The 26328-nt window shown below is 34.8% G+C and carries 22 protein-coding genes and 4 tRNA genes; 11 read left to right on the top strand and 15 right to left on the bottom strand.

What is annotated here, in order from left to right; genetic code table 11:
• Positions 1–50: 50 nt before the first annotated feature.
• Entirely contained in the window at positions 51–824 is a 774-nt protein-coding gene (locus AO58_RS0107490) for a CDP-alcohol phosphatidyltransferase family protein (RefSeq protein ID WP_024981115.1), read from the bottom strand.
• Between the two features lie 163 nt (positions 825–987).
• On the opposite strand from AO58_RS0107490, the gene AO58_RS0107485 reads away from it, so the two are divergent.
• Positions 988–1458 carry a hypothetical protein gene (locus AO58_RS0107485; RefSeq protein ID WP_024981114.1) on the top strand — a complete coding sequence of 157 codons (471 nt, stop codon included), beginning with the start codon at positions 988–990 and terminating at the stop codon, positions 1456–1458.
• A 14-nt stretch (positions 1459–1472) separates the two neighbouring features.
• Here the strand turns inward: AO58_RS0107485 and AO58_RS0107480 are convergent, their stop codons facing one another.
• The 3 genes from AO58_RS0107480 to AO58_RS0107470 all read right to left on the bottom strand — a co-directional run bounded on the left by AO58_RS0107480 (position 1473) and on the right by AO58_RS0107470 (position 4627).
• Positions 1473–2492 (bottom strand): COX15/CtaA family protein, encoded by a 1020-nt coding sequence (locus AO58_RS0107480; protein WP_024981113.1) that lies wholly within the window; start codon positions 2490–2492, stop codon positions 1473–1475.
• 80 nt (positions 2493–2572) lie between these two features.
• Positions 2573–4000, bottom strand: coding sequence for a CCA tRNA nucleotidyltransferase (locus AO58_RS0107475; RefSeq protein WP_024981112.1), 1428 nt, complete (start codon positions 3998–4000; stop codon positions 2573–2575).
• A gap of 66 nt (positions 4001–4066) precedes the next feature.
• Positions 4067–4627 carry an L-threonylcarbamoyladenylate synthase gene (locus tag AO58_RS0107470; protein ID WP_035717448.1) on the bottom strand — a complete coding sequence of 187 codons (561 nt, stop codon included), beginning with the start codon at positions 4625–4627 and terminating at the stop codon, positions 4067–4069.
• A 267-nt stretch (positions 4628–4894) separates the two neighbouring features.
• On the opposite strand from AO58_RS0107470, the gene AO58_RS0107465 reads away from it, so the two are divergent.
• Positions 4895–5590 carry a TapB family protein gene (locus tag AO58_RS0107465; RefSeq protein WP_024981110.1) on the top strand — a complete coding sequence of 232 codons (696 nt, stop codon included), beginning with the start codon at positions 4895–4897 and terminating at the stop codon, positions 5588–5590.
• A 45-nt stretch (positions 5591–5635) separates the two neighbouring features.
• Here AO58_RS0107465 and AO58_RS0107460 read toward each other — a convergent pair whose 3' ends face one another.
• Positions 5636–7201, bottom strand: coding sequence for a protein adenylyltransferase SelO (locus AO58_RS0107460; RefSeq protein ID WP_024981109.1), 1566 nt, complete (start codon positions 7199–7201; stop codon positions 5636–5638).
• Positions 7202–7476: 275 nt separating this feature from the next.
• Here AO58_RS0107460 and AO58_RS0107455 point away from each other — a divergent pair, with 275 nt between their 5' ends.
• Both AO58_RS0107455 and AO58_RS17560 read left to right on the top strand, forming a co-directional pair.
• The gene (locus tag AO58_RS0107455) at positions 7477–10005 is read left to right on the top strand and encodes a mechanosensitive ion channel family protein (protein WP_024981108.1); all 2529 of its coding nucleotides are present in this window, start codon (positions 7477–7479) and stop codon (positions 10003–10005) included.
• 85 nt (positions 10006–10090) lie between these two features.
• Positions 10091–10732, top strand: a complete 642-nt coding sequence (locus AO58_RS17560) for a COG3650 family protein (RefSeq protein WP_024981107.1) — start codon at positions 10091–10093, stop codon at positions 10730–10732.
• A 54-nt stretch (positions 10733–10786) separates the two neighbouring features.
• Here the strand turns inward: AO58_RS17560 and AO58_RS0107445 are convergent, their stop codons facing one another.
• The 5 genes from AO58_RS0107445 to AO58_RS0107425 form a co-directional block, all read right to left on the bottom strand.
• Entirely contained in the window at positions 10787–11689 is a 903-nt protein-coding gene (locus tag AO58_RS0107445; protein WP_024981106.1) for an N-acetylmuramoyl-L-alanine amidase, read from the bottom strand.
• A 33-nt stretch (positions 11690–11722) separates the two neighbouring features.
• Positions 11723–12178 (bottom strand): hypothetical protein, encoded by a 456-nt coding sequence (locus AO58_RS0107440; protein ID WP_024981105.1) that lies wholly within the window; start codon positions 12176–12178, stop codon positions 11723–11725.
• A gap of 29 nt (positions 12179–12207) precedes the next feature.
• Complete coding sequence (gene rimO, locus AO58_RS0107435; RefSeq protein WP_024981104.1) at positions 12208–13521, bottom strand: 30S ribosomal protein S12 methylthiotransferase RimO; 1314 nt, start codon at positions 13519–13521, stop codon at positions 12208–12210.
• Positions 13522–13863: 342 nt separating this feature from the next.
• Positions 13864–15366, bottom strand: a complete 1503-nt coding sequence (locus AO58_RS0107430) for an OmpP1/FadL family transporter (protein WP_024981103.1) — start codon at positions 15364–15366, stop codon at positions 13864–13866.
• 50 nt (positions 15367–15416) lie between these two features.
• Positions 15417–16427: a hypothetical protein gene (locus AO58_RS0107425; protein ID WP_024981102.1), complete on the bottom strand. Its 1011-nt coding sequence runs from the start codon at positions 16425–16427 to the stop codon at positions 15417–15419.
• Between the two features lie 102 nt (positions 16428–16529).
• On the opposite strand from AO58_RS0107425, the gene proS reads away from it, so the two are divergent.
• From proS to rpsT, 6 genes are all read left to right on the top strand, one after another.
• Complete coding sequence (gene proS, locus AO58_RS0107420; protein ID WP_024981101.1) at positions 16530–18008, top strand: proline--tRNA ligase; 1479 nt, start codon at positions 16530–16532, stop codon at positions 18006–18008.
• Between the two features lie 76 nt (positions 18009–18084).
• Positions 18085–18156, top strand: a tRNA-Glu gene (locus AO58_RS0107415).
• A gap of 46 nt (positions 18157–18202) precedes the next feature.
• Positions 18203–18274, top strand: a tRNA-Glu gene (locus tag AO58_RS0107410).
• A 44-nt stretch (positions 18275–18318) separates the two neighbouring features.
• A tRNA-Glu gene (locus AO58_RS0107405) sits at positions 18319–18390 on the top strand.
• 42 nt (positions 18391–18432) lie between these two features.
• Positions 18433–18504 (top strand) — tRNA-Glu (locus tag AO58_RS0107400).
• A gap of 35 nt (positions 18505–18539) precedes the next feature.
• Positions 18540–18791 (top strand): 30S ribosomal protein S20, encoded by a 252-nt coding sequence (gene rpsT / locus AO58_RS0107395; protein ID WP_024981100.1) that lies wholly within the window; start codon positions 18540–18542, stop codon positions 18789–18791.
• Positions 18792–18851: 60 nt separating this feature from the next.
• Here the strand turns inward: rpsT and AO58_RS0107390 are convergent, their stop codons facing one another.
• Entirely contained in the window at positions 18852–19262 is a 411-nt protein-coding gene (locus AO58_RS0107390; RefSeq protein ID WP_024981099.1) for a response regulator, read from the bottom strand.
• Positions 19263–19267: 5 nt separating this feature from the next.
• Entirely contained in the window at positions 19268–20914 is a 1647-nt protein-coding gene (locus AO58_RS17035; RefSeq protein WP_255211331.1) for a PAS domain-containing sensor histidine kinase, read from the bottom strand.
• A 225-nt stretch (positions 20915–21139) separates the two neighbouring features.
• Between AO58_RS17035 and typA the strand changes: the two genes are divergently transcribed.
• Complete coding sequence (typA, locus tag AO58_RS0107380) at positions 21140–22936, top strand: translational GTPase TypA (protein WP_024981098.1); 1797 nt, start codon at positions 21140–21142, stop codon at positions 22934–22936.
• A gap of 183 nt (positions 22937–23119) precedes the next feature.
• Here typA and AO58_RS0107375 read toward each other — a convergent pair whose 3' ends face one another.
• From AO58_RS0107375 to AO58_RS0107365, 3 genes are read right to left on the bottom strand one after another with little or no spacing between them, the layout of a single operon-like run.
• Positions 23120–23533, bottom strand: a complete 414-nt coding sequence (locus AO58_RS0107375; RefSeq protein WP_051536639.1) for a DUF2141 domain-containing protein — start codon at positions 23531–23533, stop codon at positions 23120–23122.
• Positions 23534–23544: 11 nt separating this feature from the next.
• A complete protein-coding gene (locus AO58_RS0107370; protein ID WP_024981096.1) occupies positions 23545–24462 on the bottom strand; it encodes an alpha/beta hydrolase in 918 nt (305 codons plus the stop codon).
• A 7-nt stretch (positions 24463–24469) separates the two neighbouring features.
• Positions 24470–26305 (bottom strand): glycoside hydrolase family 13 protein, encoded by a 1836-nt coding sequence (locus AO58_RS0107365; RefSeq protein WP_024981095.1) that lies wholly within the window; start codon positions 26303–26305, stop codon positions 24470–24472.
• Positions 26306–26328 lie beyond the last annotated feature (23 nt).

Below are 26328 nucleotides of genomic sequence, written 5' to 3'. Positions count from 1 at the left end.
TTGGTTATTAGTTATTTAGATATTTGTTATAGGATTTATCTATAAGGCTTTTATTCGCAAATAAATCGTTTTCTAATGGCGATAAGCACAAAAACCATAAGTGTATAAGCAATAAAAAATGGTGCTATATATTCGATAAGATGCAAAGGTAACATCACGGCAATAATTAGCAATTGAAACCCTAAACCATAAATAGATAACAAGCTCATAAACCAATTTGGAAACGTTTTTACTTTGTAAGCTTCTTTATCTAGAGCGTGAATTATTTTGTCAAAAAGTCCATAAACTATTGTATAAATTCGGAACAAAAGAGTCACCGATTTTTGTGTTTCTCCAGGTAAAGCTTTGGGTGTTTTGTATTCAAAAATTTTACTGGTGCTGTCTCCTCCAACCGATTTATGTCTCAGAATTACGTAGTAATAATTGTATAAAGTTCCTTGTAATTGGATGCCAAAAAAAGCGGCAAACGCATACCAAAATGTCGTTTTTGAAACCCAACAAATGGCCATAAAAATCATAAAATTTAGGATAATATCAAACACGCTATCAAGGTATCTTCCAACATAGGAAGGGGTGTTTTTTAGTCTCGCTAATTCACCATCAGCAGCATCAATTCCTGATTTTAGAACTATAAAAAAAGCAGCCAAAAAGTAATGATTTGACAAAATACAAGCGATGGCAATTAGGCCTGAAAGACCAAAAAGTAGTGTTACGTGAATGGGTGTAAAACGTGTTTCTTTTAATTGTTGTGCAAGGAATTTACCAAATGGGCGACCATAATCGGAGAGGTCGAAGAACTTATCTTGTGCAGCAAGTTTAGACATTAATAGTGGATAAAAAGGGAAGGACAATATAGTCGAGGCGCAAAAGTAGCTCTATTTAAGTTGAATAGTTGCCTAAACAATAGTTTACTTTGTGTTAAAGTAAAAAAAGCGCGTTTCGAGTTTTAGTACTTTTATGGTATTAAAAAACCAAATTTATTGTATTATGGCGGCACCAAATTTAAAAGTAATTCAAGCCCTTAGAGAAACAGCGAAACAAATTGCAAGTAGCGGTCGTTATGAATGGGGGCATATGGGAAGTTGTAATTGTGGGCATTTGGCACAAAATATAACTTCGTTTACCAGAGCAGAAATTCAACAATTTGCCTTGCAAAAACGCGGTGATTGGTCGGAACAAGTTATAGATTATTGCCCAACGAGTGGTTATCCTATGGATTTAATCATTGGTAGAATGATTGAGTTTGGATTTACAGCTTCTGACTTAAGACAACTCGAAAACTTGTCCAATCCTGAGATTTTAGCCAAAGCTGGTGTGACTTCTTTCAATAGAAATGTGATGTCAGATACGGTAAAATATATGAATGCTTGGGCAGATTTGTTAGAGAGCCAATGGATGGAGCAAAACATAAATCACATCGTTTTACCCACTTTTGAAAGAGAAGAGATGGTGTATTAAGCCATCTCTTTTTTTTATTTAGTGAAACGGTGTAGCGTGTAAGTCATAGCTGTCAATAAAAAGAAAGCTGTGATTTGGTGTGCCAATCCTAACCAAAGGGGTACGCTGTATAACAAAGTCAAAACGCCTAGTGCAAATTGTACAAAAACAAGTATAACAAGCGCATTGAGACCGTTTTGTTGCGCTATTGACAAAGTGTACTTTTTGCTTTTGAAATACAACAAAACCATTAACGCCACAACAAGATAAGCGGTTGTACGATGCACGAATTGTACGCCGCTTTTTCCTTCAATCAAATTGAGGAAAAAACTGTTTTTTTCGATAAATACACTGTCGTGAATGAATTGGCCATCGCTCATTAATGGCCAATGGTTGTGAATTAATCCAGCGTTTAAACCTGCAACAAAACCACCGTATATGATTTGAATAATCAAAAACACAAAGGCAAATCGAGCAATAGTTCTCAACTGAGGATAAAAGTTGTCTTTGTTAGGATAAATTAAATCCAAAGCCACCCAAAGGGTATAAGCAAAGGTGATGAAAGCAAAAGTAAGGTGTAACGCCAGTCTAAAATGGCTCACATCTGGATTGTCGATTAAGCCACTTTTTACCATAAACCAACCCAAAAAACCTTGAAATCCTCCCATACACAAAAGAACAATGCATTTTTTGATAGTAGATTTGTCTAATCTTTTTTTGGCTAAAAAATAAAAGAAAGGAATTAAAAACACCATCCCGATGATTCGACCAATAAAACGGTGAAACCATTCCCAGAAGTAAATGAACTTATAGTCCGACAATTGGAAATCATTATGAATATTAATTTTTTGATACTCTGGAAATTTCTTGTATTCATTGAAGGCTTCTTGCCATTTTTCTTCACTCATCGGAGGAAAGGTATCTGTTACCAAATGCCAGTCCGTCATAGATAATCCGGAGTTGGTTAAACGTGTGATGCCACCCACAGTGACCATAATAAACAAAAGAAAGCAACCTGAAAGGAGCCAATAGATTACGGATTTATTTGAATTCATTTTCGTAGTAAATTTGATGCAAAATTAGGGGTTAACTTTTGATTCAAACACAGAACAAAAGTTAATGTTTCAAGTTATACTTAATTTTTTGTCAGTCCCATTTTTGAGGCGCGTTGCAGGATAAAATCGTAAGCTGCTTGGTATTCGTTCGGGATTTCTCCTTCGAGTATGGCTTCTTTTACAGCTTCTTTCAAAACACCAATTTCTCTTGATGGTTTTAAATTGAAGAGCTCCATTATTTCCTCACCACTGATTGGAGGTTGAAAATTCCGAACGTGATCACGATTCTCAACTTCTACAATTTTTTTGCGTACAATTTCAAAATTACTGTGGTATTTTTTGAACTTGTTTGGATTTTTAGTGGTGATATCGGCTTCACAAAGTGTCATTAAGTTTTCTACATCTTCTCCTGCATCAAAAACCAAACGACGTACTGCTGAATCGGTAACTGTGTCTTGAGCCAAGACAATAGGTCTCGAACTCATCACTACCATTTTTTGTACAAATTTCATTTTGTGGTTCAAGGGCATATGCAATCTTTCGAAGATTTTCTTAACCATTTTACCACCCAAAAACTCGTGTCCGTGAAACGTCCATCCTTGTTTTTTGTTGAAGCGTTTCGTTGGAGCTTTTCCGATATCGTGCAATAAAGCAGCCCATCGTAACCAAACATCGTCTGTGTTCGGGCAAATGTTATCGACTACTTCAAGTGTGTGATAAAAGTTGTTTTTGTGTGTGTGTCCTTCTATCTCTTCTACTTGATTCAAGGCGGTTAATTCAGGTAGAATCAGTTCTAATAATCCCGTTTTGTAAAGCAATAAAAAACCCAAAGAAGGTTTTTCAGTCAGAAGAATTTTGTTTAACTCTTCAACAATGCGTTCTCCTGAAATTATTTTTATTCTTTCTGCATTTTTGGTAATAGAAGCTAAGGATTCTGGATGTATTTCAAAACCTAATTGCGTCGCAAAACGTATGCCTCTCAACATTCTTAGCGGGTCATCCGAAAAGGTGATGTCTGGGTCAAGCGGAGTTTTTATTGTTTTAGATTCTAAATCAGAAATACCAGCAAAGGGATCTAAGAGTTCTCCGAAGTTAGATGGATTCAAAGACAAAGCCAAGGCGTTTATGGTAAAGTCACGGCGGTTTTGATCATCTTGTAAGGTTCCATTTTCTACGATAGGATTTCGGCTATCGTGGGTGTAGGATTCTTTTCTGGCACCTACAAATTCAATATCGGTATCTTCAAAACGGAGCATAGCAGTTCCGTAAGTCTTGAACACTTGCACCTTTGGTTTTTTAGGTAAAAGTTCTGAAACTTTGAGTGCCAATTCGATGCCACTGCCTACAGCCACCACATCGATATCTTTTTTAGTGCCTCTTTTTAAAAGTAAATCCCTAACGAACCCACCAATTACATAACTTTCTATGTTTAGTTCTTGGGAAGCTTTTGATATTACTTCGAATATTGTATTGTTAAGTGCTGATTTATATGAAGTTTCAATGCTCATTTTAAAATGTTTAAAGTTTAAAGTTTAAAGTTGTTAAACTGAAAACCGAAAACTGTATTCTGAAAACTATTTTCTTATGATTTTAACTTGAGAATCATTCGTCAATTTAATAATCGTAGAAGGTTTTCCTGCAATTTTTTCGTGCTGCAAATTTACAACATAGTCTACGCCTTTTATAATTTCTGGACTAATTTCTTTGAAAGAACTTGGTGTAGGTTGCCCAGAAATATTAGCAGAAGTAGAAACTAGCGGTTTCTTCATTCGCTCCAATAGCTTAAAGCAAAAAGGCTCTTTTACCAATCGAATTCCTAATGATTTGTCTTCAGAAATTAAATTAGGAGCTACATTTCTAGGATTGTCCAAAATCAAGGTGGTAGGTTTCTCAGATAAATCTAGAATTTGCCAGGCTACTTCGGGAATTTCCTTGAATACATTGTACATCATTTTTTCCCCATTCATAAGGCAAATCATACTTTTGCTTTCGGTTCTTTGTTTGAGTTGGTATATTTTGGCCACGGCTTCAGGATTCGTCGCATCGCAACCAATGCCCCAAACCGTATCCGTTGGATAAAGTATGATGCCGCCGTTTTTTATAACTTCAAAAGCATTGATAATCTCTTGATTCATCTTTATTTTATTTTAAGGATTTTGATTTTGTTCTATAAAATGCAAAACTATCCATTTGATTTTTGATAGCGTATAAAAAAGAGTATTTTTTGACACCGCTTCATAATTATAATTTGATTTCAGGTTGTTAATAGTAATAAATGATTTTGAAATCATATGCTGGCTATGTTTTATGAGGTAATCGTGCTGTAAATATTTCTATTTTTTCAATTTTTTTTCTTTTGAAAAAGTTATATTTGCTTGTGTATCAACTTAAAAAGAAATAATATGAAACGAAAAGTATTGCATCAATTTGGTTTTTTAGTACTGGTTTTATTATACTCAACTACTTTGGTATTTGGACAAAAACCGTGTGACGGATATTTTGCTGCCCACAAAGGAGCTAAATATGAAATTACGGCCTATGATAAAAAAAATGAGGTAGAGGCAGTTTCTAGTTTTTTGGTAAAAGATGCTTCATCAGGCAAAGTTGTCATTCATCTTGTGACCAATTCCAAAGGAAAGGAAACCTTGAATACCGAGTACGATATCACTTGTGATGGTAAGGTAGCTATCATGGATCAGAAAAAGATTGTAAGTAATCAATTAAAATCTAATATGAAAGATCCCAACATTACAGTAGATGTTTCTGGTAAAGATGTTGAGTCACCGCTAGATTTAAGTGTTGGTCAGACATTACCAGATAGTGAAATTGATATTGCTGTAAAATCCTCAGCAATGAATATGAATATGTATTTTAAAACCTTGGATAGAAAGGTAGTTGGGCAAGAGAAAATAACCGTTCCTGCAGGTACTTTTGACTGTATGATTATTACGGCCACAACAGATACTAAATTGCTTTTTGCCAAAAAAGGTACTACTAAGCAATGGGTTGCTAAAGGAGTAGGTATGGTGAAGCAAGAAACCTATGCTAAGAATGGCAAGATTGAGAAAACGGAGTTGTTGACCTCTTTCTCAAAGTAAAAAATGATTTTTAAATGAAAAAGGAAGCTTTACAGCTTCCTTTTTTTATGAACTGCAACTAAGCATTGAGCAACCTATCTTCACTCTTGCCCAATCAGGTCGTTTAGCGTACCACTTTTCATATTCGGGTTGTTCTTCGTAAGGTTTTTGTAAAAGTTCAAACAATTCTTTTAGTATAGAATAGTCTTCTTTTTCAGCGGCATCAATAGACAATTGCGCCATATAATTGCGAAGGACATATTTTGGGTTAACTTGATTCATAGCGGAACTTCTTTCTGCATCAGAGAATGTTTCTAGTTGAAGTCTGTTGCTATATTTAGTGAACCAATTGTGCCATTTCAGAGCAATACTTTCATTACAATCATTAGCATTATAAAAGGCAAATTCAATTTTTGTTAAAGCAGTTTCTGGAGTATCATTTTTAAGTACTAAACTCAAGTTTCTAAAGAAAATAGTCATATCTGTTTCTATGGCTTGAAGTACGTCAATAAGTTCTTGAATTAAGTCGCGATCTTCTTTATCGTTTATTTGTAATCCCAATTTTGATTGCATCATTTGGAGGTATTTTAAATCATACGCTTTGGTGTAAGCATCCAAAATAGCTTCCAGCGGTTGAGTTTCTTCAATTAAAGGATATAAGGCATTGGCCAATTGATACAAATTCCATAAACCAATTTGGGGTTGATTTTCAAAACGATATCTTTTGTTTTGATTGTCAGTGGTGTTAGGTGTCCAGGTGGGATTATAGTCTTCCAGCCATCCATAAGGACCATAGTCAATGGTAATTCCGTGAATTGACATATTATCTGTATTCATAACTCCGTGAACAAAACCTACTCTTTGCCAGTTAAGAATCATCTCCAATGTGCTTTTAGAAACCGCTTCAAAAAATTGGATGTATTTTTCTTTTCCTGTTACTTTTATCGATGGGAAATAATGCAGTATTGTAAAATCAGCCAATAGTTTAAGATTCGTATGATCTTGTCTAGCAGCGAAAATTTCAAAATTTCCAAAGCGAATAAAACTAGGAGCAACTCTGCATACGATGGCTCCTTTTTCATAAGCGGGGTTCCCATTGTACATAATGTCTCTAAGCACTTCGTCTCCAGTTAAAACCAATGAAAGTGATCGAGTGGTAGGTACTCCAAGATGATGCATAGCTTCTGCGCATAAGTATTCCCGAATGGAGGAGCGTAAAACTGCCAATCCGTCTGCTGTTCTAGAATAGGGGGTTGGTCCAGCACCTTTTAATTGTAAGGTAAAGTTTTTTTCTTTATGGTTGATTTCCATTAAATTTATGGCCCTTCCATCACCTAATTGACCTGCCCAATTCCCAAATTGATGACCTGCATAGCATAAGGCAAACGGTTGAGTGTTTGGGTAAATTTTTGCTCCTGAAAAAAAAGCTACAAAATCCTCATCTTCAATATCATTTTTATTCAAACCTATTTCTTCAGCCATTTGATGCACAACGTGAATTATCGATGGATTTGAAGGGATTTTGGGTGATACATACGAAAAGCAAGCATTGTACACCTGTCTAGGAACATTGTTGGTGTCAGTGTCGGCAGGTAATTCTTTGGTAAATAGTTTGTTGAGATTTAAGACCATTTTTTGAATGCGATAATAGTATTTCTCTAAATTGGATACAATTTTGAAATACTGAATTAGCTAGTAAAATTAAATCAATCTACTGTAATCTCTTTTGTTTTTTGATTTTTATTAACGATTGTAATCATTAGATTCTTTATATTTTATTCATTATGAAATAGTTGTGGTTTTGTTTTTTTAACTATTTTTATGATAAATTTTGTAATTTATATCTCAAAAGATACTATGAGAGGTGTTTTTTTGATACTACTTATGTTTTTATTTAATCTTATACTATGATGCAATTTTTTATGAAAAACAGCAAAAAAAGGCCCTTTACCGATTTTTTCTATTTCAATTCAAAAAGTACCTATGTTGTATTCTTTTTTATTTTGAATTCAATTGCTTTTGGTCAAACAAAAGAAGCTGTCAATAAGGATACTTTAGCCAAAGAGAACAAACAATTGGATGCACTTATGCAACAATTAAATGCAGAGAGTTTAAATGAGAATAAAACAAACTACGAGTTTAATGTGTTGACCAATAAGCAAAATAGTAGTTTTAATTTGCTTAATGAGGAAATTCAGAAAGCAAATACCATACTGAAAGAAGGTATCGATTATAAGGGCTTTACCAAAGAACTTGAATTATTAGTAGAATGGAAAGAAAAATCAGTAAAAGGCATCGTGCAGAATGTAAGTAAGATGCAGACAGCTAGGGATTTAACAACAACTTCTCTATTGTTGAAAGAATTGCTTAAAAGAACTGATTATCAATTAGATAGAATTTCATCAAATAATAAATCTTTGAGTGAAATTCAAAGAAGAATGGATTCCTTAGCTACAGATAAGATTTTTTATCAAATCCCTGCTCAAGAAGCTGCAAAAAAAAATTATTATCAGCGAATGGTATTAATGGCTAAAGATTTAAATATTGCGAATACTAATTTAAAAAATGCTATTGATAGCATCCAAAAGTTAGAGGTTAACGGAAAAATGTTCAAATTTAGTTTGGAGTCAGATTTAGCTGTTGTAAATAACGCTAGAAAGAAACTAAGTGAAAAGGTTAACTCAATTTCGCCAGATATTGTTGATGCAAAAGAGAAAAGTTTGTCATTTGTTGAGAATTTTGTGCATTCCTTTACAAAAGGATATTTATTATTTATATTTTATTTTGCCAATCAAACAGGGATTTTGTCCTTGTTACTTCTCTTTATTATTGGGCTCACACTTTATTTAAGAGTCATTAGAAGCAAATATAAGAGGGCAAACTTATATGAGAATTTAAAATACCCAGGGAACGTTTTGAATTATCCTTTGGCAGCTTCTATATTGATTATGATTTCTATTTTTCAGTTTTTCTTGCCTTCACCACCGTTTGTATTTAGTGCCTTTTTATGGATTATCGCTGGATTAGCACTAACGCTTATTTTATACAAGTCGGTTAGTAAATATTTGTTTTTAATTTGGATAGCATTTTTTGTGCTCAATAATTTGGCTTTTCAAGATAATTTATTGTTGCTCTATACTGTATCAGAGTCTCGATTCGTATTGTTTTTAAGTGTTATAGGACTTGCTTTAGGACTTTATGTGTTTTTGAACAGAAAGAAAAAGGATAAAGAAATACAAGAAAAAAGTTTTGTAATTGCATTATTGGTATTTATGGTTTTTGAATTCAGTGCTATGGTCTTATCATTTGCAAATTGTTATAATTTATCCAAAATTTTAATGACCTATGGTTATTTTACAATTTTAATCGCTTACCAATTAATTTGGTCATTTGGTTTAAGTTTAGATATTTTAAACTTTTCAAAATATTTATCACAATCTGAAGAAGATGCGCTTTTAGCAGAAGAAAAAGAAGGGGAGAGTTTTAAAGTACCAAGTTTTATTTATGTTTTATTTGCTATAGCTTGGTATGTTTTAATAAGTAGAAATTCCTATAGTTTTCAAAGTTTTATAGAGCCTATTTCCGAGGCTTTTTATGAAGAAAAACAATTTGGCGAATTCAAGTTTTCATTTAACGCGATATTCTTATTTTTCTTCATTTTATTCATGTCAGGGTTAAGTGCCAAAATTGTTTCGTTTTTAACCACCGATAATAAAGGAGCAAACAATGGAACACCAAAATCAGGTTTAGGCAGTTGGTTATTGCTGATACGTATTGCTATAATCACCATTGGTGTTTTAATCGCTTTCATATCAGTGGGAATACCTATGGATAAAATAGCATTGATGATTAGTGCATTGAGTGTGGGTATTGGTTTTGGTTTACAAAATGTAATTAACAACTTAGTTAGCGGATTAATCATTGCTTTTGAAAAACCCATCAATTTGGATGATATTGTTGAAGTAGGTGGGCAGACTGGAAAAATGAAATCAATTGGAATTCGAAGTAGTGTTATTACTACTTGGGATGGAGCCGATGTGATAATTCCAAATGGAGATTTGTTGAGTCAACATTTGGTAAATTGGACTATGGGTAGTAATCGCCGAAGATTTGAGATTGATCTTGGTGTAGCTTATGGTTCAGATCTGAATGAAGTAAAAACTATTTTGATAGAGATATTAATGCAACATGAATTGGTATTAAAAAATCCAGCTCCGATGGTTTGGGTGACTAAATTCAATGATAGTTCTATAGATTTTGCTGTAAAATATTGGGTGCCTCATTTTAATTTTGGGAATGATGTTCGCAATGATCTCATTATAGCTATTGATGTAGCTTTTAAAGCCAACGGCATAGAAATTCCTTTTCCACAGCAAGATTTGCATATTCGGCCCAATGTTTCTAATAACAATGATGAAAATTTAGATAAAGAATAATTTTTATAAAGTGGAATGATTTTTGTACTCACACGATTAAAACTATACAATTGAAAACTAATTTTTATATAAAAAAAACACACCTATGAAAAAAGCAATAATAACTCTAGCCATTGTGGCCTTTTTTGGAATAACTTCCTGTAAAAAAGAAGCAAAACCAGAGGAATCAATTACTGATACTACAACAGTTGCGGTAGATTCTTCAAAAACAGAAGCTTTGGTAGATCCAGACCCAACCGATACCATTCCAGCTGGTAGTTATGGAATTAATTCTTCTAATTTGAAAACAGCAGATTTAATCCGATTAACTATTAAGGATTTGTACAAAGATGATTTGGCAAAGAATATTGTCTCTGATTTGAGTCAAAAGTTTATTTTCTTCGAATATGATTTAAATGAAGACGGTAAAAAAGAAATTCTAGTAGGATTTACAGGACCATATTTTTGCGGTTCTGGAGGGTGTACTCAACTACTATTAGATGATCAAGGAAATGTAATTACACAATTTTCTGTATCAGGCAATCCCGTTGTAATTGATATCAATAAAACTAATGGATGGAAAGATCTTTTTATTTACAGTGGAGGAAAATACCGTATCGTGAAGTTTAATGGAAAGAAGTATCCGTCGAACCCATCAATGTTACCTGAACTAAAAGTAACTCCTGGAGATGGTTTACCAAGAGCATTAGATTTTGAGCATGAACCTTATGCTTGGTTTAAATTTTAGTATAAAAAAAAGAGGCTTTTGAATTGTTCTAAAGCCTCTTTTATTGTAATGAATTTAGAGCTGTTTCTTATAAACAGCGTAAAGTACGTTTAATGTTTTTTGATCGATAACAGCGTCTACCTCCGTTTTTATGTAGTGAAGTTTGAAGGCTTTAATGGCAGCATTCAAGTTTTTGGTATCGTATCCTATTATTCTTAAGGCCATTTCTGCATTAAAATCAGTAGGTGCATTTTCTACAACGGCGTCAGGCCAAACGCCAAATCCTTTTTCGGCTAATAATTGCCACGGAAATAAAGCACTCGGATCTACTTTTCGAGTAGGAGCAATGTCCGAATGACCAATGAAATTTTGGGTCGGAATATTATAGTCTTTTTTTAATTTGTTTAGTAATGCCAACAAACTATTGATTTGTGCTTGTGAAAAGGGTTCAACTCCATTGTTGTCTAGCTCAATCCCAATAGAAGAAGAGTTGATGTCATTATTTTTCCCCCAAATTCCATTACCAGCATGCCATGCTCTTAAGTAATCGTTTAACATTTGAATTACTCTTCCATCATCTGAAATTACGTAGTGTGCACTCACGTTGGTGCGGGCCAATGTAAATGTTTTAATAGTTTGCTGCAAGGAGTCTTGTGCAGTGTGATGGATAATCACAAAGTTGGGCTTTCTCAGGTTGAAATTTACTGTACCAATCCATTCTGTCACTGTGTTTTCTAAAGCCGCTGGATTTGTTTTGGAAATAGAATCCTTTATAGCATTAATTTGCTTGGTAAAAAGGGTATCTAATGTACTGGTAGTTTCTATTTTTTTTAAAGTAATAGCTTCTTTTTCTGCCAGTTTCTGTTGTAAAATTTTCAGTTGCTCTTCATAAGCTTTATTACTCTCTTTATACGGATTGGTTCCGCAAGAATAAAGCATAAATCCAACCGTAAGAAGTACTATAATTTTTTTAAGCATCATTTTTTTGGGTTTGGTTAGTCAATAATTGCTTTATTTTTTCTTTTTCTTTTTGAAACCTTCAGATGAGATTTTTTTGTAGATCTCTTTTTGGTCCGGATTTAGTAATTCTAGAATTTTACGATCGGTATTTTCTGAAATTACTTTTAAATCTTCTCCTTTACTTTCGTTAGAGGTTTCTTTTTTTATGATAACACCTTGGGCGTTTAGACTTTCAATCAGAATATTCTTTACCGCAATTTCTTGCAAGGCATCAAGCGATAATTCTGGTTTGAGGCGCTCCATAACTTTTGAAGCGGTCTCTTCATTAGAAGGTGGTTTTGGTGCACTTTGTTGTGAAGGTAGTTGACTCATTTGGTTCATTTGTCCCATTCTCCCATTGTTACCATAACCATTATTACCGTAGCCATTGTTGTAATATTGTGACCAACTGTTTTGTGTAAAAAACAGACCTAATCCTAAACAAACTAAAAATAATCCCTTTTGCATACTGTGTTTTTAAAAATCAAATATAACAATTATACTGGTTCTCCGTATAAATCAAATTCGGTAGCTTCGGTAATTTTTACCAACACAAATTCTCCAGTTTTAACATAATGTTTTGATGCATCAATTAAAACTTCGTTGTCAACATCAGGACTGTCAAATTCTGTTCTTCCAATAAAATGAGCACCTTCTTTGCGGTCAATAATACAACGGAACGTTTTGCCTATTTTTTCTTGGTTCAAATCCCAAGATATTTGCGATTGTAATTCCATAATTTCGTTTACACGATCTTGTTTTACATCGTCTGGAACGTCGTCTTCTAGCAAGTAAGCATGCGTGTTTTCTTCGTGTGAATAAGCAAAACAACCCATTCTGTCAAATTTCATTTCTTGAACAAAATCTTTCAAAGTGTCAAAATCCTCTTGAGTTTCACCAGGATAACCTACAATTAATGTAGTACGAATTGTAATTCCAGGTACAGCCGCTCTAAAATCTTTTAACAATTGAGTAGTTTTTGCTTGAGTAGTTCCTCGACGCATTGATTTCAGAATGCTATCCGAAATATGTTGCAAAGGAATATCAATATAGTTACAAATTTTTGGCTCTCGTTTCATGATTTCCAATACATCCATCGGGAATCCAGTAGGGAAAGCATAATGCAAACGTATCCATTCAATGCCTTCTACCTTTACCAAAGCTTCTAATAAATCACCAAGAGCACGTTTTTTATACAAATCAAGTCCGTAATACGTCAAGTCTTGCGCAATCAAAATCAATTCTTTTACACCATCTTTGGCTAAACCTTCGGCTTCTTTAACTAATTTTTCAATAGTTTGCGAAACGTTTTTACCTCGCATTAACGGAATGGCACAAAAACTACAAGGTCTGTCACATCCTTCCGAAATTTTTAAATAGGCATAATTTTTTGGTGTTGTAGTCAAACGCTCACCCAATAACTCGTGTTTGTAATCGGCTCCAAGTGCTTTCAATAATCCAGGCAATTCAGTAGTGCCAAAAAACTGATCCACATTTGGGATTTCTTTTTCTAAATCAGGACGATATCTTTCAGATAAACAACCGGTTACAAAAACTTTGTCTACCAGTCCTCTTTCTTTTTTATCAGCATATTCCAAAATCATGTTTACCGACTCTGCTTTGGCATTGTCAATAAATCCGCACGTATTGATTACAATAATATTACCCTCATCGGCCGCTTTCGCCTCATGCGTTACCTCTTTTCCACTGGCGCGAAGCTGTCCCATAAGGACCTCACTATCATATACGTTTTTAGAACAACCTAAAGTAATGACATTAATTTTGTTCTTTTTTGATGACTTTGTTCTCATAATTTTACTCTTTCTTCTTCGAAACGGCAAAATTACATTTTTTTCTACTTCAATTGCTATGATCTTCAAAAAAGCCTGCTTTTGGACCAATTATTTATAGCTTTAGTTTTTATTTAATAGTAAAAAACGTCGCACAAAATCTTTAGGTTGGTTTTTGAAGTAGTATCAATAGGCTTCTTTATTCTCAAAGTCCCGTTATCCGCTATATCTTTGCTTTGAAAAAAAAAGCAAAGGATGCCGCTCCTACCGGGGCTAAAGACCGGCATGGTTGCTTCTTTACCAGCAAAAAAAAAGCGAAGCCTACCATTTTAGACTTCGCTTTTTATTATCATACAGTTTGTTTTATAATTCAAACAATAAAGTTAAGGATACATTATTATTGATCACATCAATACTTGCCGCATCAGTCAAGCCAGTATTGAAGAGTCCTTGTTGGTAGTTTCTTTTGGCATAAGAGTAAGAAATGTCTACTCGTGTGGAGCCAAAATTATAACCCAATCCGCCGGAATAACTAGATAAATCACCTATGGTTGTATTGTTCTTATATGGACTTTCTTCCATACGGTATCCAGCTCTCAGGCTCAAAGCCTTAATTTTATACTCGGCACCTATTCTTAGTTCGGCCGCATTGCTCAAATCAGCCTGCATGGATCTATTCAAATCACTGAAATAGCTGTTGTTTGAAGGTTTGAATTTGGTGTTGCTATAGTCTTTAAGGCTGTAATCTACACTAATCAATCCTTTTCTTCCAAATACATACGCCGCACTTCCTGTAAATTTACTTGGTGTTTGTATGCGATACGGTTCGTAAAAATTAGTCACCCTTGGATCTACAAGAGTTGGTGCTAATTCACCCGAAAGACTGCTTCGAACCGAGTTAAGGCTTTGTGAATATTCGTCACTCAAGTTCATCCATGTGGGAGATTCATACGCCAAGCCCAATCGTAATCCATCAGTAACTTTCGCAATGGCGCCCAGTTGAAACGAAAATCCTGTTCCCGAAGTCAGTAAGTCATTCGAAAAGCGCATTCTTTTAATGCGTTCTACATTGGACAATGTATTGTTGTTGTCCTCATAAAAGCGTTGTGATTGCGTATAATTTGAAAAATGTGAATTCAAATTAACGCCAATATAAATACGATCTTTGTATGAAGAGGCAAAGTTAAAAGACAGTTTTCCATTGTATCCTGTACTATAAACGCTATTTTCTTGGAAATAATTTCCGCCTTCGCGTACGTTCGAAGTATAACTAGTGTTGTTGAGATCCTCACTAACGGGATTGATCATGTATCCATGATAGCCTAAAAAAGCTTGCTGCTCTGCATTGTTTAATTGCGAATAGTAACTGTTCTTTATAACTTTTAGCGGAATTCCATTGGCGTAGTTTAAGAAATAGTTTGCAATCGAATTCCTTTGATTGGTGCCTGCAGAAAACTGTTCGTTGTCAAAATTATTGGTGTTTTCATAATTAACAGCAAAAGCAATTTTTGTCCAATTGGCATTTTTTGCTTGATTTTTAAAAATGAATACGCCACCTGCCTGATTTATATCAAATGTGTTTTCAGATGCGCTTGTTGCGGTTCCAAAATAATTAGAATTGTTCTCAGTGCTATAATTCGTAAGGGTGATTCCAATTTGGTTGTTAGCAAATACCGCGCTACCCGCAGGATTTGAATTAATAGCTGATAGATCTCCGCCAAGCGCTCCAAAAGCACCTCCCATCGCTCTATAACGAGCGGTTCCATTCAGATTATCTACCGAGTAACGTAAAGCGTCTTTAATTTCTTGCGCATGTACTGATGAAACCATGAGTGCTAAGGCAATTACAATAAAATTATTCTTCATTTTCTAGTTTAGTTTTTCTATCAAAAATTCAACATTTAACTCGTGTATTTTTAACCTCGGCCACCACGACCACCTCCGCCAGAGCTTCTCATACCGCCGCCGTTGCCACCACCAGATGATCTCATGCTTCCGCTTGAAGAACTTGGAGAATAGGAGCGGGTAGGAGTGTAGTTACTGCCTCTGTTTCCTGAAGTGTTATTTGAACTGTTGTTGTTGTAAGTTCGGCTTTCGCTTCTGGTATTGTTTCTTGTGTAAGTAGAATTGTTTTGTTGATTTACTCTATTGGTAGAATATCCGGGATTAGCAGTGCTACTGCTATTTCTTCTGTTGGAAAAGTTACTAGATGTGTAGGTGGTATTATTATTTCTATTAAAAGTCGTACTGCCTCTTCTGTTGCTTGCACCATTACTAGTATAATTGCTAGAACTTATTCTGTTACCACTTCTATTTAAAGTATTGTATCCATTAGTGTATCCTGAGCTTCTTCTGCTAGAATTATAGTTGTAATTGGTATAACGATTTTGGTTTGCCCAATGTCCGTTATTCCATCCGTTGTTCCATCCCCAGTTTGGACCATACCAGTTGTTCCATCCCCAACCCATATTCCATCCCCAGTTAGGGCCGTACCAGTTGTTCCATCCCCAGCCACCATACCAGCCGTTCATGCCCCATCCCCAACCAGTGCCATACCAGTTATTCCAACCGTTGTCGTTTATGTATATGGTTGTAGATTGTGGACTGCTTCCCCAACTTGCGTATCCTGTAGAAGGCGCTTGTATGCTGTCATTACTATCGTTGTAACTATTGTAATTTTCTACATTAGTAAAAATATCATCAGAGTTTTCATTGTTTTGTAATGAATTAAAATATTCTTGATATTGAGTTCCAGAATTGTTTTGGGGTGCATTATAAACTACCCTGGGCGAACTTGTGCCATACACACCATCAGATTCGTAATAGGAGCTGTTTTGATAAGACCCACACGAGGTAATTAGTAAGGTTAAAAATCCAATAAGAGTCAATTGGCTTGTATTTCTTCGGGAAAAAAGGGTTGTTTTCATATCTATGGGATTTTTTATTGTTGAACAATACAAAAATAGTTAGTTTTGCGTAACTTATTAGTTAAATAGTATTAAAACAAAATTTGTGCCAAACAATTCAATATGAGCAAGAACCTTACTACAAGAGAAGAAGATTATTCAAAATGGTATAATGAGCTAGTGGTTAAAGCAGATTTAGCCGAGAATTCAGGAGTTAGAGGCTGTATGGTTATTAAGCCTTATGGATATGCAATCTGGGAAAAAATGCAAGCCGAATTAGATCGTAAGTTTAAAGAGACAGGGCATCAGAATGCTTATTTTCCTTTGTTTGTGCCAAAAAGCATGTTTGAGGCAGAAGAGAAAAACGCAGAGGGTTTTGCGAAGGAATGTGCTATAGTTACGCATTATAGATTAAAAAATGACCCTGATAAACCAGGTAAACTAATAGTGGATCCTAATGCTAAATTAGAAGAGGAGCTTATTGTTCGTCCAACTAGTGAGGCAATCATTTGGTCTACCTACAAAGGTTGGGTACAATCGTATCGTGATTTGCCTTTATTGATTAATCAATGGGCTAATGTGGTGCGATGGGAAATGAGAACGCGTTTGTTTTTAAGAACAGCTGAATTTTTATGGCAAGAGGGGCATACAGCACATGCTACAAAAAAAGAAGCTATAGAAGAGTCTGAAAAAATGATGAATGTATATGCTGATTTTGTACAAGATTTTATGGCTATTCCGGTGGTAAAAGGATTTAAAACGGAAACCGAAAGATTTGCTGGTGCCGAGGAAACGTATTGCATCGAAGCTTTGATGCAAGACGGAAAAGCATTGCAAGCGGGAACATCACATTTCTTGGGGCAAAATTTCGCCAAAGCTTTTGATGTTAAGTTTGCCAATGCTGAAGGGAAACAAGAATATGTTTGGGGAACTTCTTGGGGAGTTTCAACCCGATTAATGGGGGCTTTAGTTATGACGCACTCTGATGACAAAGGATTGGTGTTGCCTCCTAATTTGGCGCCAATACAAGTGGTAATTGTACCTATATATAAGTCAGAAGAGCAATTGCAAGCTATTTCGGCTGCTGTTGCTACTGTTTCAGCTGCGCTGCGCAAACTTAATATTAGTGTTAAGTATGATGATAGAACCACGCAGAAACCAGGGTTTAAATTTGCTGAGTGGGAATTAAAAGGTGTTCCTGTTCGAATTGCAGTAGGACCAAAAGATTTAGAAAATGGAACTTTTGAAGTAGCTCGACGAGATAATTTGTCCAAAGAGGTGGTTGCTGCAGACGGGATTGAAAATTATATTGCTAATTTACTTTCTCAAATTCAAACGGATTTATTTGATAAAGCTTTAGCCTATAGAGAATCTCATATTACGGAAGTAAATAGTTTTGAGGAGTTTAAGTCTGTTTTGGATCAAAAAGGTGGATTTGTAGCGGCACATTGGGACGGTACTGCTGAAACAGAAGAGAAGATTAAGGAATTGACCAAAGCGACTATTAGATGTATTCCTTTGGATAGAGTCGAAGAGTCCGGAAGCTGTGTGTTTACTGGGAATTCTTCTGTTGGAAGAGTGTTTTTTGCGAAAGCATATTAAAAAAAATATTTTTTTTAGCCTCTACTATTGTACGTTTAAAAAATAGTTGTATTTTTGCATCCGCATTAGAGAAGCAGGCCCGTTCGTCTATCGGTTAGGACGCATGGTTTTCATCCATGTAAGAGCGGTTCGATTCCGCTACGGGCTACAATTTCTTTGCAGATTAAAGTCATCCTGAACTTAAGAAGGATAATGGCCCGTTCGTCTATCGGTTAGGACGCATGGTTTTCATCCATGTAAGAGCGGTTCGATTCCGCTACGGGCTACATATTAAAGGTTAAAAAGTCATCCTGAACTTAAGAAGGATAATGGCCCGTTCGTCTATCGGTTAGGACGCATGGTTTTCATCCATGTAAGAGCGGTTCGATTCCGCTACGGGCTACTAATTCATTTTGAAAGATTGAAAAACAACTTAGGAGAACAAGGTCCGTTCGTCTAGGGGTTAGGACGCCAAGATTTCGTCTTGGTAACAGAGGTTCGATTCCTTTACGGACTACAAAAAAAAATAGTAAAAGATAAAAAAGAAATAAAATGGCAAATCATAAATCAGCTCTAAAAAGAATTAGAAGCAACGAAAAAAGAAGAGTATTAAACAGATACCAACATAAAACTACTCGTAATGCTATTAAAGCATTAAGAATAGCTACTGATAAAGTTGATGCTACATCTAAATTATCTGCTGTTATTTCTATGATTGACAAGTTAGCTAAGAAGAATATCATCCATGATAACAAAGCTTCAAACTTAAAATCTAAGTTAACTAAGCACGTTGCTAAATTGTAAAACAATTTATTTGACAATATATTAAAAAACCCTTTTTTAAGGGTTTTTTTTTTTGTTCTTTTATTTTAGCTTCTCCATTAAATATTCTAACATTTCCACGGTTATTGGTTTGGGGAGAAAATCCACGACAATGGGAAAGTTTTTTGCCCTTGCTAAGTCTTGAGGGTCAATTGTAGATGAAATGATGATTACCTTGGTGGTTTTGTTGAATCTAGAGTATTCCTCGTTTGTGAAAGTTTCTAGAAACTTCCATCCATTCATAACGGGCATGTTTAGGTCTAGAAAAATTAAGTCAATTTGTTTTATGGCTATTTCAGATTTGTCTTCTGATAATTTTTGATAAAGCTCTAGTGCATCTTGACCATTTTTTGCGGTTATTACTTCTTTGCAAAAAGCAATTTTGGTATTTACTTTTTTACAAATCAGTAATGCGATTGGGTCATCATCTATGTATAACAGTGTGTTGAACATAAATTTTAAAATAGTAAGGTGAATTCGGTTCCTTTGTTTACTTCGCTTTCTATAGCTATACTTCCTCCGAGTGATTCAATTTGAGATTTTACAAGGTAAAGTCCTAATCCTTTACTATCGGGGTGGTCGTGAAATCTTTGGTATAGTCCAAAAACAAGATCTGAATGTTGTTTTAGATCGATACCGATTCCATTGTCTTTGTATTTTAGTTGTATTTTATTTTTTACTAATGCAGTGGATATGGATATTTTTAATTTTCTGTCTTCTGATTTGTATTTTATTGAATTGGTTAATAAATTCATTATAATACTTTCTAGATACGCTTTGTTGGTGTATATGCTATTGGCGGAATGTAGTTCATATTCAACTTCGGGTTCTATGTTTTTGATTTGAAATTTAAGCTGATTAAAAAGGTGTTCTAGGGTTTTGTTTATTGATACATTTTCCATGTGTATGGATACTTTGTCTTTAATTACAATAATATTTACAAGATCATTTATGGTTTCGTTTAATTGGTAGGTTGATTTTTTGAATCCATAAAGTATTTCTGATAGTTCGTGATTGTAAATAGGAATTTCTTCTAACAAATTAAGCAGACCTATTAAATTGGATAATGGTGCGCGTAAATTATGAGAGGTTATGTATGAAAATTGTTTTAAATCTTTGTTGTTTTGAGTAAGCTCTCGAATAAGTTGTTCTTTTTCTTTTTGTTGTTTGCGTTCTTCGGTAACATCTTTTTGGATAGATATCCAATGTGATAGTTCTTGTTCTGCGTTGTATACTGGTATCATGGAGAAGCGAACCCAGTATTCTTCTTTGTTTTTTTTGCAGGTTAAGGTTTCAATTTGGCATTCTCTTTTTTCCTTAATTGCTGTTTTAAATTTTTCAAACTCATTTAAATCATAAATTTCAGTATTAAATGGATTGAAGGGCTTGTATAGTACCTTTTTGGAATGGTAGCCAGTCATTAGGCTGAATGAGTTGTTTACGTATATGATATTGGGTAATGTAGTGGAGTTTGGTGCTGATTTTGTGATGACCACAGCGTCTTTAGTTTGTGTGACTACTGTTTCTAATAATTTTAAATTTTGTTCTTCTTCTTTTTGTTTTGTAATGTCCTGAATGGCACCAATCATTCTGAGTGCTCTTCCTTCTTGGTCTTTAATAAGGTAGCCTCTATCGAGAACATATTTATAGGTTTGGTCTGCGCATCTAAAGCGATATTGATCTTGCCAGTTTTCTGATTTTTGTTCAAGGAATGAATACAGTTTTATAGACATTTTTATGCTGTCCTCTGGATGAATTTTGTCAAACCACCAAGACGAACTTGTTCCTACTTGATCTTCTGTGTAACCAAAAAGGGTTTCTATTCCTTTGTTCCAGATGATGTTGTCTTCTTGGATTTTCCAATCCCAAATGGCATCACTTGTTGCTTTTGATACAATATTATATCTTTTGTTGGATGCTTTAATCTCATTGTTGATCGATTTTAAACGGTCAAGTATTTTGAGGTTTCTTTTTTCATTTTTAGATAAAATGTATCTGAATAAAAAACTTACAAATAAGATGTAAAAGACATCCTTTGCTAGGTTAAAATAGAGAAGGTTGGTGAAAAAGTATTTAGCAGATAATTTATGCCAAAATATTGCCATAAATAGCGAAAAAAGAATGAAAACGCTGATTATTTTATTCGTTTTATTTTTCATTACCCAAATATAAATAATTTTTTTGTTATAAAATTAAATATTATTTAACAAATGGATTTACTTTATTAAGAATTTACCGAATTGATTGTTATTCAAACTTTTAGTAAACAATGAGTGAAAGGTTTTTTATATGAAAATAAAGTGTACATTTGCACCCACAAAAAATCTCAGATGGAATCTATTAGAAATATTGCAATTATTGCCCACGTCGATCACGGTAAAACCACTTTGGTTGATAAAATTATGTATCACTGTCAATTATTTCGTGACAACGAAAACACAGGTGATTTAATTCTTGATAACAACGACTTAGAGCGTGAAAGAGGAATTACTATTACATCAAAAAACGTTTCGGTACAGTACAAAGGAACAAAAATCAATATTATTGATACTCCTGGTCACGCCGATTTTGGTGGAGAAGTTGAACGTGTTTTAAACATGGCTGATGGTGTTTGTTTGCTTGTAGATGCCTTTGAAGGACCAATGCCACAAACTCGTTTCGTATTGCAAAAAGCAATTGATTTAGGGTTGAAACCATGTGTAGTAATCAATAAAGTTGATAAAGAAAACTGTACTCCTGAAGAAGTTCACGAAAAAGTTTTTGACTTAATGTTCGAATTGGGTGCACAAGAATGGCAATTAGACTTTCCAACCGTTTACGGTTCTGCCAAGAACAACTGGATGTCTGATGATTGGAAAAATCAAACCGAAAACATCGAGCCATTATTGGATATGGTAATCGAAAATGTTCCAGCTCCAAAAGTATCTGAAGGGACGCCACAAATGTTGATTACCTCTCTTGATTTTTCCGCTTTTACAGGTCGTATCGCTATTGGTCGTTTGGAAAGAGGTGTTTTGAAAGAAGGTATGCCAATTTCTTTAGTAAAAAGAGATGGTTCTATCTCTAAATCTAAAATTAAAGAATTACATACTTTTGAAGGTCTTGGACGTAAAAAAGTAGAACAAGTAATTGCTGGAGATATTTGTGCCATTGTTGGAGTTGAAGGTTTTGAAATTGGTGATACTATCTCTGATTTTGAAAATCCTGAAGGATTGGCGTCTATTGCCATCGATGAACCAACCATGAGTATGTTGTTTACCATTAACGACTCTCCATTCTTTGGAAAAGAAGGTAAATTTGTAACTTCTCGTCATATTAGAGAGCGTTTAACCAAAGAATTAGAGAAAAACTTAGCTATGAAATTGGGTGAAACTGATTCAGCGGATAAGTTTATGGTTTTTGGTCGTGGTGTATTGCACTTGTCTGTTCTTATCGAAACCATGAGAAGAGAAGGATACGAGTTACAAATTGGTCAACCACAAGTAATCATCAAAGAAATTGATGGTAAAAAATGTGAGCCAATTGAAGAGTTAACTATCGACTTACCCGAAAATCTTTCTGGAAGAGCTGTAGAGTTTGTTACTTTGCGTAAAGGTGAAATGCTCTCTATGGAAACTAAAGGAGAGCGTATGATTATTAAATTTAATATTCCATCTCGTGGAATTATCGGATTGCGTAATCAATTGCTTACTGCTACTGCAGGTGAGGCTATTATGTCACACCGTTTTATCGGTTATGAGCCTTACAAAGGTGAAATTGCTGGACGTAACAAAGGTTCATTGATCTCTATGGAGAAAGGGAAAGCTATTCCTTATTCTATCGATAAATTGCAAGATCGTGGTAAGTTTTTCGTGGAGCCAAATGCTGAAATCTACGAAGGACAAGTTATTGGAGAAAACTCTCGTGGAGATGATATGTGTGTAAACGTAACGAAAGAGAAAAAACAATCTAACGTACGTTCTTCTGGAAATGATGAAAAAGCTAGAATTATTCCTCCAATTATCTTTTCATTGGAAGAAGCTTTAGAATACATTCAAAAAGATGAATATGTAGAGTGTACACCAAAATCTATTCGTTTGAGAAAAATCTATTTAACTGAAACAGATAGAAAAAGATTTAAAGTTTAAATTTTTCTAAATATCAAAATAGTAAATCCCAAATTCCAAAGTAATGGAGTTTGGGATTTTTTTATGGTGTTTCCCGCCAGAAAAAGGCGGGCCGGGCTATCCGCTATATCTTTTTGGGGCTAGAAAAAAGCCCCAAAAAGGATGCCGCTGCTATCCCTAACACAATATTACTACCATTAGAAATTATAATTTATCATTCATTTTGATCGTAATTTTTGAATCAGTGACAAGCGAAAACTTCGCATCCTCATATTTTGGAGGTCCCATAAAGCCTTTGGCATTGTTAGAACAAGCAACGGGTTCTTTGGGCATTCCGATGAAGTTTTTGTCCAATTTCCCATTGTTGTTTTCGTCGTGATATACCATAACAGTGTATTCGGATTTGGGTAAATCGCTAAAAATAACAGTTGCTGTATTTGATTTTATACTTGTTGAGGTTGTTTTATAAGCGGATTTCAAAAACTTTCCTTTCGAGTTGTAGACTTCAGCCATAAGTTTTCCAGAGTTGTTTTGAATGCCAGTGATAGTCACCGTTAAAGCGTTATTTTGAGCAAAACCTATCGCGCTAATCAGTAAAAGTAAAGAGGGTAGTTTCAATTTTATTTATTTTAATTTTTTAATAAAAACAATAAAGGAAGATCCAATCGTTTGGCCCAGGCTGTTTCGGAATGGTTTTCTCCAGGGAAAAATTTGGTTTCCCAGTTATTCGAAGTAAATCCCTTGTTCATCATCACTTGATCTACTTTTTGTTGCAAGGCTGGATATAAAGCATCCAAGGTTTGATCGCCATAATCAAAGTAGATTTTATGATTTTTAGGATCAGGAAGTTTCTTTTGAAGGTACGCTACAAAGGCATCAGGAATAGGATTATTACTTATTGCGAATGTTCCGGGCCAGTGTGTAGACAAACATGCGGCACCTCCAAAAACTTTTGGATATTCACAAATAGCATACATCGAAATCAAGCCACCCATACTAGATCCTGCTACAAAAGTGTTTTGTTGATCCTTTTTGGTAGAGAAAGTCTTGTCGATAAAGGGTTTTAGCTCGGTAACCAAAAATTTCAAATACAAATCAGAGTAGGGTTTAAAGATGTCTTTGGTTCTACCTGCTTTTTGTAATTGAGCTGTTACTGTGTCTTTTTGTATTGGAGTCAAGCTCTCAAAAGGTTTTTGAGGAAAATATTCAGGGTGGCGTTTTGGGCCGTTGTTGTAAATGCCTACCACAATAAATTTTTTAGTTTTTCCTGCGGCTATCAATTTTCCTGCTACTTCGTCTACTTCCCACGCTTGTTGGTTCCAAGTACTTTCAGCGTCATACAAGGCTTGGCCGTCATGCATATACAAGACGGCATATTTTTCTTTATTGGAATAACCTTCTGGGAGCCAGACATCGATTGTTCGAGCATCAATTAATTTTGATTTGAAATTTTCAAAGCGCTGTATTTTGCCTGAGGTGACTTTTACTTGTGCTTTTGTGAATGTAATCAAAAACAGCGTTAGGAGAAGGATGCAATACTTTTTCATCGAACTGTTATTTAATTTCTAGAATTAAGGCTGATTTTGGGGCGACTTCTAGTGTTTCATTTACATTTATTTCTTTTCCCGTTAAAGCTTCTTTTGCATTGAAGCTGGCAGGAATCATGTCATGATATGTTTTCATGTCCAAGGTGATTTTTTTATCGTTTTTATTCAAAATCACCATGATTTTTTGCGTATCGGTAGATCTGAAATAAACGTATGCTTCATTTTTCTCAGGCACATAATGGGTGAATTTTCCATCGTGAATAGCTGTAGCTGTTTTTCTCCATTGAAAGAGATTTTTGAAGAATTTTTGGGCTTCTAATTCATCGGCAGTCATTCCTTTGCCTGTAAGTGCATTTTTGGTATCACCTTCCCATCCTCCATAGAAATCGGCTCTGCGTTGCCCGTCATTACCCATTTTTTCATGTGTAAATAATAATTCGGTTCCGTAATAGATTTGCGGAATACCTCGCATGGTGGCATACAACGTCATGGCTAATTTCCAATTGTCTAAATTTTTATTCAATCTAGAGTAAATACGATCCATATCGTGATTATCTGGAAAAATCAATAGATTATTGGGGTTAGGAAAAATATGGTCTTCTCCCATACCTTTGTATACTTCTTTCCAAGTCGATTCCCATTCATTTTTGGTATTCAACGCTTTTACCAAATTATCCGTTAAGGCAAAGTCCATTAACGAGGGTAGATAGCATTGGTAACCGTCTACATTTTTTTTGTCTTTTTGCCAATAGGCTGCAATTTCTTTTACATTGGTCATTTCCTCGCCAACAACATTAAAGTTGGGATATTCCTCTAAAATAGTTTTGGTCCAATACGTCAAAAAGTCTTTATCGGCATACGAAAAAGTATCTTCTCTAAATCCTGAAAGTCCTGCATATTCGATCCACCAAATGGTGTTTTGGGTCAAATAACTGGCCATGAATGGGTTTCTTTGGTTTAAATCTGGCATAGTGGTATCAAACCAGCCATCGGTGTACCCTTTTTTATCCTCAGCGGTTGCGTAAGGATCCAAAAGTGTCGATTTAAGGTGATTGGTTCTGGTCTTGGTATCTGGAACATTTACCCAATCCTTCATCGGCATGTCTTTGATAAAGTAATATTCTAAACCACAGTGATTCAATACTACATCCCAAATCAGGCCAATGTTTCTTTTTTTAGCTTCGGTCACTAGTTTTTTGAAATCTTCATTGGTTCCAAAACGAGGATCTATTTTGTAAAAATCGGTAGCCGCATAACCATGATAGGAATATTTTGGCATGTTGTTTTCGAGTAGTGGTGTATTCCAGATTTGAGTATAACCAAGGGATTGGATATAGTCTAAGTTGTTGATGATCCCTTGAATATCGCCACCGTGTCGTCCGTTTTCGTCTGTGCGATTGGCTTTTTCAAGACTGCCAGGCATGTTGTCGTTTTTGGGATTGCCATTGGCAAAACGATCGGGCATGATTAACAGTATGGCATCTTTGTTAGAAAAACTGGCTCTAGTAGCACTGTTTTTTTCTCTTGCCAATAGCGGAAAATCTTTGGAAATAATCGTTTTTCCTTTTTTGTTGAAGTTAATTTTGGCTGTTCCTGCAACAGTTTCCGGGCTGATATTGACTGTAACAAAAAGATAATTGGGATTTTCAACTTTTTCAGTTTTTACTATACTTAACCCCTTGTATTTTGTGTTGGGTTCTAAATCTTGAATATTGTTGCCGTAAACCAAAAGGGTAATTTGGTTTAATTTCATACCTACCCACCAATTAGCGGGCTCAATGCGATTGATTTGTGCTTGAAGGGTAGTAGTGATAAGAAGTAAGAGTAGGGTTGCTTTTTTCATTTTAAAACAGATTTATTAAAGAA

Source organism: Flavobacterium succinicans LMG 10402, assembly GCF_000611675.1.
Classification (GTDB): Bacteria; Bacteroidota; Bacteroidia; order Flavobacteriales; family Flavobacteriaceae; genus Flavobacterium; species Flavobacterium succinicans.
The sequence above is the reverse complement of the archived record's forward strand: the minus strand, read 5'-3'. Positions and strand labels throughout refer to the sequence as shown.